Genomic DNA, 15,253 nt, shown 5'->3' with positions numbered 1-15,253 from the left:
TAACACCGATCTGATAGCGTTGCAAGCGTGAGCCCAGACGTCCGTGAACGCATCCTCGACGCCACCGCTCGACTGCTGGTCGAGTCCGGGAGCGACGCCCTGTCCACGCGCGCCGTGGCGGCAGCGGCGAACGTGCAGGCACCCACGCTGTACCGGATCTTCGGCGACAAGCGGGGCCTGATCGAGGCGGTGACCGCATACGGGTTCGAGCGATACCTGGAGGGCAAGCAGGCGGCCGGTGCGAGCGAGGACCCGATCGAGGACCTGCGCCACGGCTGGGACGTACACGTCGAGTTCGCGCTCACCCATCCGACCTTTTACGCCCTCATGTACCAGAATGTCCGACCCGGGCACACGCCGGCCGCGGCCACCGAGGCGCACGAGATCCTGCTCGGCATACTCCGCCGGGTCGCGCACGCCGGACGGCTCCGGGTACCGGTCGAGGCGGCGGCCACGATGCTGCACGCCGCCGGGCTCGGGGTGGCCCTGACCCTGATCGCCCAGCCGGAACAGCAGCGCGACGGGGAACTGTCGGCGCGGGTACGGGAGGCCGTACTGGACGCGATCGCGACCGGGACGCACCCGGTACGGGACGAGACCGCCAGCCCGCTCGCCGCCCGCGCGCTGGCCCTGGACGCGGCGCTGCCCGAGACCCCGGACCGGCTGACCCCGGCCGAGACCGCGCTGCTGCGCCAGTGGCTTCGGCGCCTTGCCGGGGACGACGGCCGCGATCGGGGCTGACCCCAACTGGGCCGTCGCTCGGCCCAGCCACCCACGTGGGCCGAGCGCTGGCCCGCGCCGCGTCCCGCCGTCGACCCGATTCCGCGGCCGAGTCGCACACTGACTCTTGTCGATCGATCTCCGTTGCTGATATAAACCTCTAAACATTTAGGTTTATTAACTGATTGCGGGGGTCGGTTCGGGAAGGGAGTCCGATGCGCAGATCCATGCGCCTGGCCGCGGTCGCCGCGGCGGCGTTGGTGGCGGCGGGCGGCGCGGCGTTCGCCACGCTCGCCAGCGGTACCGCCTCGGCGGCGACGACGAGCGGTGGCGTGAAGTTCGCCTACTTCACCCAGTGGGGCATCTATCAGAACGCGTTCTATCCGAAGAACCTCGACACCGAGGGCATCGCGGGCAAGCTGGACTACCTGATCTACGCCTTCGAGAACATCGACCCGACGAACCTGACCTGTTTCGAGGCCAACCACGCCGCCTCGCAGGACGAGAACAACCCGAATGCCGGCGACGGCGCGGGCGATCAGTTCGCCGACTACGAGAAGACCTACGACGCGTCGACCAGCGTCAGCGGCGTCGCCGACGCCTGGGGCCAGCCGATCGCCGGCAACTTCAACCAGCTCAAGCAGCTGAAGGCCAAGTATCCGAACCTGAAGATCCTGCTGTCGATCGGCGGTTGGACGTACTCGAAATACTTCTCCGACGTCGCGGCGACCGACGCCTCCCGGAAGAAGTTCGTCGGCTCCTGCGTCGACATGTTCATCAAGGGCAACCTGCCGACCGACGCCGGGTACGGCGGCCCGGGCACCGGCGCCGGCATCTTCGACGGCTTCGACATCGACTGGGAGTACCCGGGCACCGCCGGGCACCTCGGCAACCACCTCAGCGCGGCCGACAAGCAGAACTACACCGCCCTGCTGGCCGAGTTCCGTACCGAGCTGAACGCGCTCGGCGGGACGAGGAAATACCTGACCGCGGCGGTGCCGGCCGGCCAGGACAAGATCGCGAACGTGGAGACCAACAAGATCGGTCAGTACCTGGACTACGCCAACGCGATGACCTACGACATGCACGGCGGCTTCGAGCCCACCGGCCCGACCAATCTCCAGGATCCCTTGTACGGCTCGCCCAACGACCCGTCCGCCCCGGTGCCGCCGGGCAACGGGAAGTACTCGACCGACGCGGCGGTCAAGGCGTACCTCACCGGCGACGCGAGCTACGGCATTCCGGGCGGCTTCCCGGCGAGCAAGCTCACCCTCGGGTACCCGCTGTACTACCGCGGCTGGACCGGAGTGGCCGCCGGCAGCAACCACGGCCTGTACCAGCCGGCCAGCGCCCCGGCGCCCGGCCACGTGTACTCCGGCAGCGTCGCCGGTGTCTCCTTCTACAAAGAGCTGACCGGCTTCGTCGACAACCCGTCGCGCACGTTCTTCGACCCGACCACCAAGGGCGCCTGGTTCTACGACGGCACCACGCTGTGGTCCGGTGACTCGGCCCAGTCGATCCAGGCGAAGGCCGACTACCAGCACTGCAACGGCCTGGCCGGGGCGATGATGTACTCGCTGGAGGCGATGGATCCGGCGGCCACCCTGTTCAACGACATCGTCAACGACACCAACGGCGCGACGGCCGGCTGCTCCACCGCACAGCCGAGCGCGTCACCGTCCGCGACCAGGCCGGGATCGCCGAGCCCGTCACCGAGTTCGTCGCCGACCCCGACCGGCGGTACCGGCGGCTGCACGGCGGCGGCGTGGAGTGCGGGCACCGCGTACAACGGCGGAGCGGTCGTGTCCTACAACGGCCACACCTGGACCGCGAAGTGGTGGACCCAGGGCGACATCCCCGGCAACAACAGCCAAGGCGTCTGGACCGACAACGGCGCCTGCACCGGCGGAGGACCCACCACCCCACCAGCCGGCGGCTCCTGCACCGGCCTGACCGCCTGGAACTCCTCCACCGCCTACACCGGCGGAGCCGTCGTCTCCTACAACGGCCACAAATGGACCGCCAAGTGGTGGACCCAGGGCGACATCCCCGGCAACAACAGCCAAGGCGTCTGGACCGACAACGGCGCCTGCTGACACCGGAGCACAGTCGGCGGCCGGGCACACGGTGTGTGCCCGGCCGCGTCGCGTTCAGAGGCCGACCGGGAACTCCAGCGCGGAGAGGTACGCGCGGGCCCAGGCGGTCACGTCGTGGGTGCGCAGGTACCGGCGCATCGCGCGCATCCGGCGGGCGGTGTCCGACGGGTCCGCCTCCAGCGCACCCACCAGAGAATCCTTCAAGTCGTCGAGGTCGTGCGGGTTGACCAGGTACGCCTGCTTCAGTTCGTGGGCCGCGCCGGCGAACTCGGAGAGCACCAGCGCGCCGCCGTTGTCGTGCCGGCAGGCGACGTACTCCTTGGCGACCAGGTTCATCCCGTCGCGCAGTGGCGTCACCACCATGACGTCGGCCGCCAGGTACAGCGCGGCCAACTCGGCCCGGTTGTACGAGCAGTTGAGGTAGTGCACGGCTGGCACGCCGAGCCGGCCGTACTCGCCGTTGATCCCGCCGACCTCACGCTCCACCTTCTCGCGCAGCGCCTTGTAGTGCTCGACACGCTCCCGGCTCGGTACCGCGACCTGGACGAGCACCGTGTTCGGCACCTTCACCCGGCCGTCGGCGAGCAGTTCCCGGTATGCCTTGAGCCGGTGCTCGATGCCCTTGGTGTAGTCCAGCCGGTCCACGCCGAGCAGGATGCGGTCCGGGTTGCCGAGGTCCGCCCGGATCTGCGCGGCCTGGGCGCGTACCTCCTCGGAGCGGGCCAGCTCCTCCAACTCCCCGACGTCGACCGAGATCGGGAACGCGCCGACGTGTACCACCCGCCCGTCGACCTCGATCTCGTTGTGCCGGGTACGCAGCCCCAGCACCCGCTCGATCAGCCGGACGAAGTTGCGGGCACCACCCGGCACCTGGAAGCCGACCAGGTCGGCGCCGAGCAGCCCGCGCAGTAGGTCGGCCCGGCGCGGGATCTGCTTGAACAGCTCCGGCGGCGGGAACGGGATGTGCATGAAGAAGCCGATGCGCAGGTCGGGACGCAGCTCACGGAGCATCGCCGGGACCAGTTGCAGGTGGTAGTCCTGCACCCAGACCAGCGCGCCCGGCGGCGCGGCCTCGGCGGCGGCCGCCGCGAACCGGCGGTTGATCCGCTGGTACGCCTCCCACCAGCGGCGGTGGAAGGTCGGCTGCTCGACCGCGTCGTGGTACAGCGGCCAGATGGTGGAGTTGGCGAACCCCTCGTAGTAGTTCTCGAACTCCTCCTGCGACTGCGGTACGGCGCGCAGCGCCACCCCGTCGATGTCCGGCAGGTCGGGCGCGGGCCCGGTGCTGCCGGCCCAACCGATCCAGCTGGTCCCGTCGCCCTGCAGGATCGGCCGCAGCGCGCTGACCAGCCCTCCCGGGCTGCGCCGCCACTCCCGTGCGCCGGATTCCAACACGGCCTCATCGATGGGCAGACGGTTGGCGACCACGACGAGAGCACTGTGCGGCATGACCGGTGAACCTCCTGGGGGAGGGAGCTGCGAAGGTCATTCCTTCTGCGAGGTATGACCTGTTCTCGCTGTTCTTACCGATGGAACGTTAAGTGCTTGTTACAAACACAGTACAGGGAGCGATGATGTCGCTCACAGTCCGCTATCGCCCGCGCTTCGCCACCACATACGCGGATGGGTGCAAACCGCCCCTGGCCAGCACTATCTCCTTGATCACACGAATCAGGCGGGTGCGTTGCACGGTCTCCCGGAACAGCCGCTTGTCGTCGGTCAGCAGCACGGCCCGGCCGTTGCCCCGAAGCACCCGGGCGATCTCACCGAGCGCGGCCGGATACAGCTGCGCGTTGACCCGGTGCGAGCCGACCCGCTTGCCGAACGGGAGGTTCGCCAGTACCCGGTCCACCGCACCGGTGGCGACCGGCAGGGCGGCGGCGTCCGCCCGGCCCAGCAGCGCGGCGACCCGGCGGGTACGCAGGTTCTCGGCCGACATGCGCAGCCAGCGGGTCTGCACGTCGAACCCGAGCAGCCGCCCGGGCCGGGCCATCTCGGCGGCGTGCACGAGCAGGGTTCCCGCGCCGCAGAACGGGTCGAGCACGGTCTGCCCGGGCTCGATCTTCGCCAGCCGGGTCAGCACGGCGGCGACGACCGGATTGGTCGACGCGGGGGTGCGCTGAAGTTCGCCGAAGCGCTGGGTCAGGTACAGGGCGCCGATCTCCAGGCCGCCCGGCTCGACGTTGACGTCCCAGGCGTTCGGGCTGTTCACCCAGCCGTACCCCGACTCCAACCGGTCGCGCATCGCCCAGCGGTCCTCGCCCAGGTCGCCGACCCGGAACCGGACCGGCGCGGTGTCGCCGCCGGGGTTCAGCGCGGCCAGCACTCCGTCCGCGCGGGAGTCGTCCAGCCCGGCCGGGTCGACCGCCAGCACGTCGAAGTACCGGCTGGCGGCCAGCGGGCGCAGCGGCCCGGCGTACTCGACGAGCAGCCCGTCCGGGTACCGGCGCAGCACCCGCGCCCCCAGCGCCCGCACGTCCTCGGCCAGGTAGTCCACGGCACCGGGCACGGTCCGCAGGATCAGCTGATCCTTGATCGGGCGATCCAGGTCAACCTGCGGGCGGTACGGCATCCGCCCAGCTTACGGACGTCGGTATCAGAACGTACCGAGGTCCAGTGCGGTCATCGAGCCCCAGCCGAAGCCCAGCTGGCTCGGGCCGGCCAGGGTATAGACGCCGGCACCGCCGGAGTTCGGGTACAGCCAGAGCACGCCCCGGTTGTCGCGCGCCACCAGGTCGGTGCGCCCGTCGCCGTTCACGTCGCCGAGCGAGATGGAGTTCATCAGGTTCCAGCCGACGCCCAGCAGGATCGGGCCGCTGAACGTCCCGGCGTTCACGCCACTGCTGCGCGGGTACAGCCAGAGCTTGCCGGACGAGTCTCGGGCGACCAGGTCGGCCTTGCCGTCGGAGTTCAGGTCGCCCACCCGGATGATGTTCATCACCTGCCAGCCGACCCCGACCAGCGCCGGCCCACCGAACGTCGTGGTGCCGGTGCCGCCCGCGCTCGGGTACAGCCAGAGGCGCCCGGAACCGTCGCGCGCCACGATGTCGGCCCGATGATCGCCGGTCACGTCGCCGAGCTGGATGTTGTTCATGCCTCCCCAGCCGATACCGACCAGGACCGGCGGCGCGAACAAGCTGGTACCGGTGCCGTGCCGGTCGAAGTACACCCACAGCCGGCCCAGGCCATCCCGGGCCAGGATGTCGTCGAAGCCGTCGCCGTTGATGTCGGCCGCGTCGATCGGCTCCATGCCGTTCCAGCCGATGCCGACGCGGGCCGGCGCGCCGAAGGTGTTCACCCCGCGCCCGTGGATGTTCGGGTACACCAGCAGGTCGCCCTGCGGCGTCCGGGCCAGCGTCGAGTCGTACCGCGGCGTCAGCGGCACGGTGCTCACGCCGGCGAACGCGGCCAGCTCCGCCAGCGACCCGTTGAAGGCGTCCTTGTCGCCGGGCCACGGGCCGTCCGCGTACTGCCAGATGGTGAACCGGTTCCAGCCGGCCGGCAGGACCGGCGGCGAGGTGGTGTACGCGGCGACGTCCAGCGGCAGGTACCCGAAGGTCGCGTTGTTACCGGTACACGGGTTCCACCAGTTGCTGTTGGTATAGATCATCGGCGGCTTGCCGATGCGCGCCTGCACCTCGTTGACGAACGCGCCGATCCACGCCGACATCTGCGCCGTGCTCAGCCCCCAGCAGGCCGGCAGCCCGAGGGCCGCGTAGGGCCACTCGATGTCCAGGAACGGCACCAGGGTGAGCCCGTCGTTGGCGTACTGCGCGTTGTTGACCAGGGCGTCCGCCTGGCCGACGGGGTTGCCGCGGTCGGGCCGGGCGAAGTGGTACGCGCCGACGAAGATGCCCTGGTTCTTGGCGGCGTGGTAGTCGGAGTCGAAGTACGGGTTGACGTATCCGGTGCCCTCGGTCGCCTTGACGTACGCGAACTTCACGCCGGCTCTGGCCTGCCCGGCCCAGTCGATGCTCCGGCCGCCGGTGTGATCGTTGCTGGACACGTCGACGCCGGTGACCGGGTACCCGACCGGGGCGGCGGGCGCGACGAGGCCCGGTGCGCCGGGGCCGCTACCGGCATGTGCCCACCCGCCCCCGTTCACCACGGCCGGTTCGGCGGCCAGCGCGGAGGACGGCGACGCCGCCACGGTTCCGGCCGACAGCACCGCCGACAGAACCAGCGCGCTCACTCGTCTCGCGGTCGCCGCACCCAGGCCGGTCGATGTCGTGGAGACGCTTTCGCCAAGCGATGCCATGTGGAATCCCCCCGTACGAATCCACTTGCGGCGGCAGGGTTCACGCGCGGAGGTTGGTCTCCTGTACGCCGGCCGCCCGTCGGAAACTCCCAAAGCGGCACAACGGGCAACTGAAGGAGACACACGTAACGCTAGGCGAGGCTCCCCGCATCGGGGCTTGAATCGGCAGGAACGCCTCGTACGGTGGCCGGCTCAGACGCTCGCCGACGGAACCGGGTGCCCCGGAGGGGTGAGCAGGCTGCCGGCCGCCACCGACAGCCGCCTCGGCAGCGGTACCCTCGCCCGCTTCGCCAGCACGTCGTGGCCGACGGCGGCGATCTCGTCCAGGATCCCGCGGTACAGCAGCAGCGCGGTCCGGATGCACGCCTGCGACGTCGGCGCCAGCATGGCCACGCCCGGCACGGCCAACTCGTAATGCCGCTGAGCCCGCGCGACCTCGAACTCGATCAGTTCCCGGATCGGCCCGGTGGCCGCGCCGGCCCGGTGCGCCGCGCGCAGATCGCTAACGGTCACGCCGAACCGGTCGAGATCCTCCACCGGCAGGTACAGCCGGTCGCGCTCCAGGTCCTCGCCGACGTCGCGGATGAAGTTGGTGAGCTGGAAGGCGAGGCCGAGCTGACGGGCGGGCTCCCGGGCGAGTTCCGCCGCGTGCGTCCCGGCCGGCCGGTCGCCGGCTGCTCGCATCGGAGTCACCCGGTCGCGCGCTCGCGTCCCGGCCAGCCGGTCGCCGGCTGCTTGCGTCCGGGCCGGCCGGTCGCCGGCCATCAGGATCGGCAGCATCATGGTGCCGATCGCCGCCGCCGAACCCTCCATGTATCCGAGCAGGTCGTCATAGGTCTGGTACTCGGCGACCGTGAGGTCCATCGCCATCGAGCGGAGGAACCTCTCGAAGTCGGCCCGATCCAGCCCGAAGATCTCGATCGTGTGCAGCACCGCGGGCAGGAGCGGATCGTCCAGGTCGCCGGAGAAGAACCGGTCGCCCCACTCGCGCAGCCGGGCGGCCCGCCGCTCCGGCGTACTGTCGTCGAACGCGTCCACGATTTCGTCCGCGTATCGGGTGAATCCGTACAGCGCGTGCACATGTCGCCGTTTCCAGCGCGGCAGCAGAAGCGTTGCCAGGTAATACGTCCGGCCGTGGCGCCGATGCAGCGCGCGGCACCGCTCGTAGGAAGCCGACAGGCTCGCTCCCACTGTCCTGCCCTCGCCCACCGTGCCGGCCCCCGGATCGACTCATCAATCGATGCAACTCGTACCATACGTTATGCTGCCTCCGTGATCCGCGTCCCCCTCGCCGCGTCCGCGGTCGGCAGCACGACAACGGTAGGCGCGAGATAGCAGACCACCGGTGCCGGGAAGCGGGCATGATGGTCGGCGGCGACCAAGAGGGGGCGACGAAGAGTGCGGACTGTTTCGGGGCGCACCGACCGGGTGGTCATTGTCGGCGCCGGCCTTGGCGGCCTGTCGTGCGCGCTGCACCTCGCCGGGTCCGGGCGCGAAGTCACGGTACTGGAGCGGGAGCCGGTACCGGGCGGGCGAGCCGGCCGGCTGACCCTGGGCGGGTACGAGTTCGACACCGGCCCGACCGTGCTGACCATGCCGGACCTCATCGCCGAGGCGCTCGACGCGGTCGGCGAAGACCTGTCCGACTGGCTCGACCTCACGCCGGTCGACCCGGCATACCGGGCGCACTTCCACGACGGTTCGACGCTCGACGTGATCAGCGACACCACCCGGATGGCGGGCGAGATCTCCCGGGTCTGCGGACCCCGCGAGGCCGACAACTACCTGCGGTTCGTCGACTACGCCCGGCACCTGTGGCAGTTGGAGCGGCACGACTTCATCGACCGCAACCTGGACGCGCCCCGCGACCTGCTGACCGGGAACCTGCTGCGGCTGATCGCGGCCGGCGGGTTCCGGCGCCTGCAGACCAAGGTGAACCAGTTCTTCCGTGACCCGCGCACCCGGCGGATCTTCTCGTTCCAGTCCCTGTACGCCGGGGTGGCGCCGCACGACGCCCTCGCCTTGTACGCCGTCATCTCGTACCTCGACGCGGTCGCCGGGGTCTACTTCCCGCGCGGCGGCATCCACGCGGTGTCCCGGGCGCTGGCCGGCGCCGCTGAGAAGGCGGGCGTGCGCCTGCGATATTCGACAGCCGTCGCGTCCGTGGACGTCGCGGGTGGGCGGGCGGTCGGTGTGATCACGGAGGGCGGCGAGCGCATCCCGGCGGACGTCGTGATCCTCAACCCGGACCTGCCGATCGCATACCGCGATCTGCTGCCCGATACGCCGCGACGGCTGAACCGGCTGCGTCACTCGCCGTCCGCCGTCGTGCTGCACATCGGGTCGAACCTCCGGTACGAGAAGATCGCCCACCACAACATCCATTTCGGGCGGTCCTGGCGGGGCACGTTCGACGAGGTCATCCGCAAGGGTCAGCTGATGAGCGACCCGTCCCTGCTGGTCAGCAACCCGACCCGGAGCGATCGGACCCTGGCCCCACCCGGGCGGGAGATCTACTACGTACTCGCCCCGGCCCCCAACCTGGCCACCGCGACGTTCGACTGGTCCGAGCGGGTCGCGCGGGAGTACGCCGGCGAACTCGTCGCCACGCTGGAAGCCCGCGGCTACTACGATTTCGGCGCCGGCATCGAGATGTCTCGGGTGGTCACCCCGGTCGACTGGGCGGCGGCGGGAATGGCCGCCGGCACCCCGTTCGCCGCCGCGCACACGCTGCGACAGACTGGACCGTTCCGCCCGGCCAACCTGCATCCGACACTGCCCAACGTGGTGTTCGTCGGGTCGGGTACCCAACCCGGTGTCGGAGTGCCCATGGTGTTGATCTCCGGCAAGCTCGCCGCTCAACGAATCACAGGTACCGTTTCATGAATCGCGAATCACACCTCGTCGAACTGGTCGGGGACGACGGAGTCCACGTCGGACAGTCCACCGTGGAGGACGCGCACCAGGCGCCGCACGGCCGCCTGCACCGGGCGTTCTCCGTCCTGCTGATGGACCCGGACGGCCGGCTGCTGCTCCAGCAACGGGCGACCGTCAAGACCCGGTTCCCGCTGCGCTGGGCCAACGCCTGCTGCGGCCACCCCGCTCCCGGTGTACCAGTGCCCGAGGCGGCTGCGGTCCGGCTGGACGAGGAGTTGGGCATCACCGGCGTACCGTTCGAGCAGCTCGGGGTGCACCTCTACCGGGCCGTCGACCCGGCCACCGGCCGGGTGGAGCACGAGTACGATCACGTGCTGCTCGGCCGGGTCCGGCCGGATGTGGCCATGCGGCCCGACCCGGCCGAGGTGGCCCAGGTCGACTGGGTCGAGGCCGACGCGCTCCGGTCCGGGCTGGTCACCGATCCGACCCGGTACGCTCCCTGGCTGGCCGGCGTGGTCGCGCTGCTGCCGGACGACGCCGGTGACCGTTGACGACCTGTCCGCAGGCGAGGTCGCCCGCCAGCTCGGAATCGCCGTCACCACCCTGCGCACCTGGCACCAGCGGTACGGGCTCGGCCCCACCGGCCACGTGCCCGGACAGCACCGCCGGTACACCGCCGACGACCTGACGCTCCTTTCGCGGATGCGCGAACTCATCACGCGCGGCGTGCCGCCAGCCCGTGCCGCCCAGAAGGCGCTCGGTGCCCGTGAGCCGGACACCCCGGCGCGCGACGGCGGCGGCCGGGCGATCGGAGTGGGCCGGTCCCACCCCGCCGCGCGGGGACTGTCCAGGGCCGCGCTGCGGCTCGACGCCGCCGCCGTCGCCGGCCTGCTGAACGAACAGCTGACCGCGACCGGCGTGGTACGCGCGTGGGAGGACGTCGTCGTTCCGGTACTGCGCGGGATCGGCGCCCGGCACGCGTCCACCGGCGCCATGGTCGAGGTGGAGCACCTGCTCAGCGCGTGTGTGTCGGCCGCGCTGGCCGGGATCCCCCGCCCCGAACCCAGCGGGCCGCCCCGGGTGCTGCTCGGCTGCGCCGACGAGGAGATGCACAGCCTGCCCATCGAGGCGCTCGCCGCCGGCCTCGCCGAGGCCGGGCTGGCGGTACGGCAGCTCGGTGCCCGGGTGCCGCCCCGGGCGCTGCGCGACGCCGCCCGCCGCACCGGGCCGGCCGCCGTCGGGCTGTGGGCGCATGCCGCGCGGTACGCCGTACCGGCGCAGTTGCTCGATCTCGCCGAGTTGCCCGACCCGCCGACGCTGCTCCTCGCGGTCGGTCCCGGCTGGGACGAAGTGCGGCTACCGCCGAGCGTGAGCCGACCTCGAACGCTGAGTGAGGCGGTGGCGATTCTCACCGCTGGTTCGTACTGACTTTGACGGGTACGCCCAGCAGCCACGCTTCACTGTGTGTGCGAATCGGTGGGCGGTGGGGGCTTCGATCCGAGCAGGATTCTGGATACCGTGATGCCGCACATGCCGGTACCCCCTCAGTCCGGAGTCATCAATGGATCGGCGCCGCACGGTCGCCATCGCGTTGTCCGTCCTGCTCGTACTCGCCGGCTGCACCGCCAGCGACCCGGCCACCTGGCGAGCCGTCGCGGCAGCCCCCGACACGACGAGCTCACCCGCCGGGCATACCGCCTCACCGTCAGCCAAGCCGGTACCGAACGAGAAACCGGCCGTACTGGCCAGCCCGTCGCCCATCCCGCTCCCGCCGCTGCTCGGCCCGAACGGTCTGCACGGTCCGCACGGCTCGATGTCCCGGACCGGCTCCAACGCCGTGGCGCTGACCTTCGACGACGGGCCCGGGCGCTACACCAACCAGATCCTCGACGTGTTGAAGCAGTACGGCGTGCACGCCACGTTCTGCATCATCGGCGAGCAGGTCAAGGCCCAGGCGGCCGTGATCAAGCGGATCGTCCGAGAGGGGCACACGCTGTGCAATCACACGTGGAGCCACGACGAGAAACTGCGCACCCGCTCGCCGCTGCAGATCGCCAGCGAGCTGAGCCGGACCAACGACGCGATCCGCGCGATCGTGCCGGGCGCCCGCATCGAGTACTTCCGCAACCCCGGCGGTGAGTTCAGCCCGTTGACCATGTCGATCGCGGCCCGCATGGGCATGAGGTCTCTGTACTGGAGCGTCGACCCGGACGACTGGAAGGAGCCCGGCACCGGAGCCATCATCAGCAATGTGATGAGTCACACCCATTCCGGTTCGATCGTCCTGATGCACGACGGCGGCGGGAACCAGGCCCAGACGGTGGCGGCCCTGAGGACGATCCTGCCGGCCCTGAAGAGCCGGTATCAGCTGGTACCGCTGCCGACCGTCGTCGAACCGGCCAGCTAGTGCCCGGCCGGCGGCCGTCGTTTTGGCGTTCCAACTCCCATCACGTATGCTTTGCTGGCCTCCGGCGGGGCCGGATGGGAGCACAAGCCGTCCACATCGCAGTATGCGATGATGACGGGGCCGCCCTCATCGTCTAGCGGCCCAGGACGCCGCCCTTTCAAGGCGGTAGCACGGGTTCGAATCCCGTTGGGGGCACGGTCAGGTTGGCGTACGCTTAGCCGGCCGATGCAAGGTCCTGTGGAGCAGTTGGAGTGCTCGCCGCCCTGTCAAGGCGGAGGTCGCGGGTTCAAGTCCCGTCAGGACCGCCAAGCTTGGACGCCGCGCGGAGTTTCGTGCGGCGTCTGGCTTATGGGCACATGGAGCCCTGCCCCCGGATCCGGGACGGGTAACATGAGCCGGAGCACGGCCAGGTAGCTCAGTTGGTACGAGCGTCCGCCTGAAAAGCGGAAGGTCGGCGGTTCGACCCCGCCCCTGGCCACCAGCTCTCGCCGGGCTGAACGAAACGGTGACCAGTGAAGACTCCTGGTCACCGTTTCGCTTTTTCACCTAGATCACAAACCCAAGTGATCTTGTGGTCTCGGTTCTGGTCTCAATTGCACCCCGGCTCGGGGTCTCACCCTCCGTCGCGCGTGTCGTCCAGCTAATCGGCCCGGCCGCCGGTTACGGTCTCACCGGTATTTCACCGCCCTCGTGGCCTGGTCGCCGACGCACCCGCGCGGGGCCGGCGACTCCCAGATCGACGATCGGGGCCGCCCCGAGAGGGAGGTGGGATGCCAACGAGAAGAGGCCGCAGTGAAGCGGCCTGTGCGATGTGGCCTTCAGGCGGCTACGGTGCAGCGGTGACAGAGGCGGCGTGGGAAACGATCCCAGGCGAGAGGGACGATGACTTCTGGGCGCTGTTCGATGCGCGGTACCGGTTCCGACCCAAGATGCGGGAGAACGGGACAGGGATCGACGAGCCGCCCGGCTCGGTAACCATCGATTTGAGCCCGATCTTCGCTGGGCAGCGTTCGCAGTTCGCAGCCGGTGAGGATGCGCTCAACGCCCTGGCTCTGCTTGCGATGACTGAGGTCTTCTCGGCCGATCAGCGTCTGCTGGTCCTCGACTGGCAGCATCCCAGCCACTGGTTCTGGCCGCATCGACAGGCGCTGCATCCCAAGCAGGAGTGGCCGGTGGAAGTGTTCCCCAACGGGGACTACTACATCTTCCTGACCGAGGACATGACCGTCGGCACGTTTGGCCATCCCTGGCGGCAGACGCTGTGCATCTTCGGCACCGCGCTGGTCGAGTCGCTGGTACCCAAGCTCGCCGCCTGGCTGTCGGTGAAACGCCGCGCCTGAATAGAGGCGGCCGGTAGCGTACTCATGGATCGAGTGGCATCGACTACATCAAGTGTCACCACCGCACACCGCTCGTCTCTGGTCGCACGAAGACGCCGTAGGTGCTCCCGAAGGAGGACTCCACCTTCAACGATCACGAGATCAGGAAGATCAAGGCCGTATAGCCCAGCAGGTCCCGCGTCGGCAATGCCGGCCCAGCTGCATGCGCATCGAACGAGATCGCGACCGTCGTAGGCTCCCAGTTCTGAAGGCCACATTACTGGCTGTAGCCGTCCGTCTGGACGCACAGCGCACGACGCGGGTTTACGGAGCGTCTCGCAAGAAGTTCTGTGACGTGCCCCACGCCCAATTGGTGCAAATGGAATGGCCGTCAAGCTAACCCGAACGAAGACGAACGAATACGAGTTCAAAATTACGCTGCGTTACCTACGCACCAGCGTACGACGCTGACCGTCCGTGAGGTCGTTGCTGAGAACATGGTGGGTGAGAACGGCAGTGCCAAAACGGCACCCGGGAGTGCACCCCGGATGCCGTTCTCGTGTCCACCCACCTAGCAGTAGGAGAACCCGTTGGTAACTGTAGACCGGCACCGACGAGGGAGCCACGAGGTCACGCGCAAGACGGCTGATCTCACCGTTCGCGGGCTTGCTTTGGTGACCTTGGCAGCCACTATTGGCGTGCTCGCCTGGCGGTGGCCCACGATTAGCCGGCCGGTAACCCTTGCCGTGGCGGTGCTCGTCGCAATCGACCGGCTGACCAAGCGACACCGATAGGGCAGGCAGGAGGCTGGAACACTCCTTCGTGTTGCAGCCTCCTTGTGCCGGCCCACTCGGTGTGAAGACCCCATCGCTGAACAAGGCATGGTTGCGTATCGACGTCTGGACGCAACGAGCCACTACACCGGTACTACCTTGCGCACGGGATTTCGACGTCCGAACCCTTGACGTGGTCACCTGTCCGGCGCGCTGCTCCAACGGAGCGTCTGATCGGGGCCGGACGAAGAATCCTTTTAGGCCCTACGCCCGCATACCGCCGTAAAGTCTGAATCCATGTCGGACAAGCTGTCCGCCGAGTCGCAACTCGGCTAGGGTTTCTTTACTCAGTGTCGGCACGTGAATACGCGCTGATAACCCAAGGTATCCGGTAGCTCGGACAGATTGGGTGCAAGGGGCGGTCCCCGGGGGTTGCAGCCTGGGGGCCGCTTGCATGCGAAAAGTTCCCGCGTCCCCCGAGCACGAGCGTCGTTGTTAGAGATGTCCAACAGATGACGGACGACTCGGTCTGCAACCCGGTCTGTCATCCATCATTTGAGCTACCGGAGGAAAAGGTGAAGATCACCTTCTGTGGTCTTTGGTCGACGCCAGGGCGTCCCAGAGGCCACATGCGCGTTGGGTCGTTGTGATCCTAGTCGTGGTGACGGTAACCCTTGCTGCTACTGCAGCTAGCAGGCTTGGCGTGAACCTTGTCAACCTAGGTCCGTTTATCGGCACCGCTCTGCTCGCTGCCGTGGAAAGGCGAGCCGTGCCGGGCGGAGGTTCCCCCCGAAGCAGGTAAC

At 69.1% G+C, this 15,253-nt stretch carries 11 protein-coding genes and 3 tRNA genes; 10 read left to right on the top strand and 4 right to left on the bottom strand.

The window, feature by feature from the left end; translation table 11 throughout:
- The first annotated feature begins 27 nt into the window (after positions 1–27).
- Both Raf01_RS07890 and Raf01_RS07885 read left to right on the top strand, forming a co-directional pair.
- Positions 28–741 carry a TetR/AcrR family transcriptional regulator gene (locus tag Raf01_RS07890; protein ID WP_203917037.1) on the top strand — a complete coding sequence of 238 codons (714 nt, stop codon included), beginning with the start codon at positions 28–30 and terminating at the stop codon, positions 739–741.
- A gap of 194 nt (positions 742–935) precedes the next feature.
- Positions 936–2,816 carry a glycosyl hydrolase family 18 protein gene (locus Raf01_RS07885; RefSeq protein ID WP_203917036.1) on the top strand — a complete coding sequence of 627 codons (1,881 nt, stop codon included), beginning with the start codon at positions 936–938 and terminating at the stop codon, positions 2,814–2,816.
- 54 nt (positions 2,817–2,870) lie between these two features.
- On the opposite strand, the gene Raf01_RS07880 is transcribed toward Raf01_RS07885, so the two are convergent.
- The 4 genes from Raf01_RS07880 to Raf01_RS07865 all read right to left on the bottom strand — a co-directional run bounded on the left by Raf01_RS07880 (position 2,871) and on the right by Raf01_RS07865 (position 8,265).
- The gene (locus Raf01_RS07880) at positions 2,871–4,265 is read right to left on the bottom strand and encodes an alpha,alpha-trehalose-phosphate synthase (UDP-forming) (protein WP_203917035.1); all 1,395 of its coding nucleotides are present in this window, start codon (positions 4,263–4,265) and stop codon (positions 2,871–2,873) included.
- A gap of 142 nt (positions 4,266–4,407) precedes the next feature.
- Positions 4,408–5,388: a TRM11 family SAM-dependent methyltransferase gene (locus Raf01_RS07875; RefSeq protein WP_203917034.1), complete on the bottom strand. Its 981-nt coding sequence runs from the start codon at positions 5,386–5,388 to the stop codon at positions 4,408–4,410.
- Between the two features lie 24 nt (positions 5,389–5,412).
- Positions 5,413–7,074: a GH25 family lysozyme gene (locus Raf01_RS07870; RefSeq protein WP_203917033.1), complete on the bottom strand. Its 1,662-nt coding sequence runs from the start codon at positions 7,072–7,074 to the stop codon at positions 5,413–5,415.
- 192 nt (positions 7,075–7,266) lie between these two features.
- Positions 7,267–8,265 carry a phytoene/squalene synthase family protein gene (locus Raf01_RS07865; protein ID WP_203917032.1) on the bottom strand — a complete coding sequence of 333 codons (999 nt, stop codon included), beginning with the start codon at positions 8,263–8,265 and terminating at the stop codon, positions 7,267–7,269.
- A gap of 207 nt (positions 8,266–8,472) precedes the next feature.
- Here Raf01_RS07865 and crtI point away from each other — a divergent pair, with 207 nt between their 5' ends.
- From crtI to Raf01_RS07825, 8 genes are all read left to right on the top strand, one after another.
- Complete coding sequence (gene crtI / locus Raf01_RS07860; RefSeq protein WP_203917031.1) at positions 8,473–9,960, top strand: phytoene desaturase family protein; 1,488 nt, start codon at positions 8,473–8,475, stop codon at positions 9,958–9,960.
- Complete coding sequence (gene idi / locus Raf01_RS07855) at positions 9,957–10,502, top strand: isopentenyl-diphosphate Delta-isomerase (protein WP_203917030.1); 546 nt, start codon at positions 9,957–9,959, stop codon at positions 10,500–10,502. Before crtI ends, idi begins: the two co-directional genes overlap by 4 nt.
- Positions 10,492–11,379 (top strand): MerR family transcriptional regulator, encoded by an 888-nt coding sequence (locus Raf01_RS07850; protein ID WP_203917029.1) that lies wholly within the window; start codon positions 10,492–10,494, stop codon positions 11,377–11,379. Before idi ends, Raf01_RS07850 begins: the two co-directional genes overlap by 11 nt.
- 133 nt (positions 11,380–11,512) lie before the next feature.
- A complete protein-coding gene (locus Raf01_RS07845; protein ID WP_203917028.1) occupies positions 11,513–12,358 on the top strand; it encodes a polysaccharide deacetylase family protein in 846 nt (281 codons plus the stop codon).
- A 122-nt stretch (positions 12,359–12,480) separates the two neighbouring features.
- A tRNA-Glu gene (locus tag Raf01_RS07840) sits at positions 12,481–12,553 on the top strand.
- Between the two features lie 36 nt (positions 12,554–12,589).
- Positions 12,590–12,666 (top strand) — tRNA-Asp (locus Raf01_RS07835).
- Between the two features lie 96 nt (positions 12,667–12,762).
- Positions 12,763–12,839: transfer RNA gene (locus Raf01_RS07830), tRNA-Phe, on the top strand.
- Between the two features lie 358 nt (positions 12,840–13,197).
- On the top strand, positions 13,198–13,698 hold the full coding sequence (locus tag Raf01_RS07825) for a DUF2716 domain-containing protein (RefSeq protein ID WP_203917027.1): 501 nt from the start codon (positions 13,198–13,200) through the stop codon (positions 13,696–13,698).
- Positions 13,699–15,253: the final 1,555 nt, after the last annotated feature.

Origin of the sequence: Rugosimonospora africana (assembly GCF_016862975.1) — a bacterium.
Classification (GTDB): domain Bacteria; phylum Actinomycetota; class Actinomycetes; order Mycobacteriales; family Micromonosporaceae; genus Rugosimonospora; species Rugosimonospora africana.
This window is presented reverse-complemented; position numbering and strand designations above follow the sequence as displayed.

Coding starts and splice junctions, on each gene's coding strand:
- Raf01_RS07870 (WP_203917033.1), bottom strand. CDS start 7,074: ATGGCATCGCTTGGCGAAAGCGTCTCCACGACATCGACCGGCCTGGGT.
- idi (WP_203917030.1), top strand. CDS start 9,957: ATGAATCGCGAATCACACCTCGTCGAACTGGTCGGGGACGACGGAGTC.
- Raf01_RS07880 (WP_203917035.1), bottom strand. CDS start 4,265: ATGCCGCACAGTGCTCTCGTCGTGGTCGCCAACCGTCTGCCCATCGAT.
- Raf01_RS07845 (WP_203917028.1), top strand. CDS start 11,513: ATGGATCGGCGCCGCACGGTCGCCATCGCGTTGTCCGTCCTGCTCGTA.
- Raf01_RS07885 (WP_203917036.1), top strand. CDS start 936: ATGCGCAGATCCATGCGCCTGGCCGCGGTCGCCGCGGCGGCGTTGGTG.
- Raf01_RS07875 (WP_203917034.1), bottom strand. CDS start 5,388: ATGCCGTACCGCCCGCAGGTTGACCTGGATCGCCCGATCAAGGATCAG.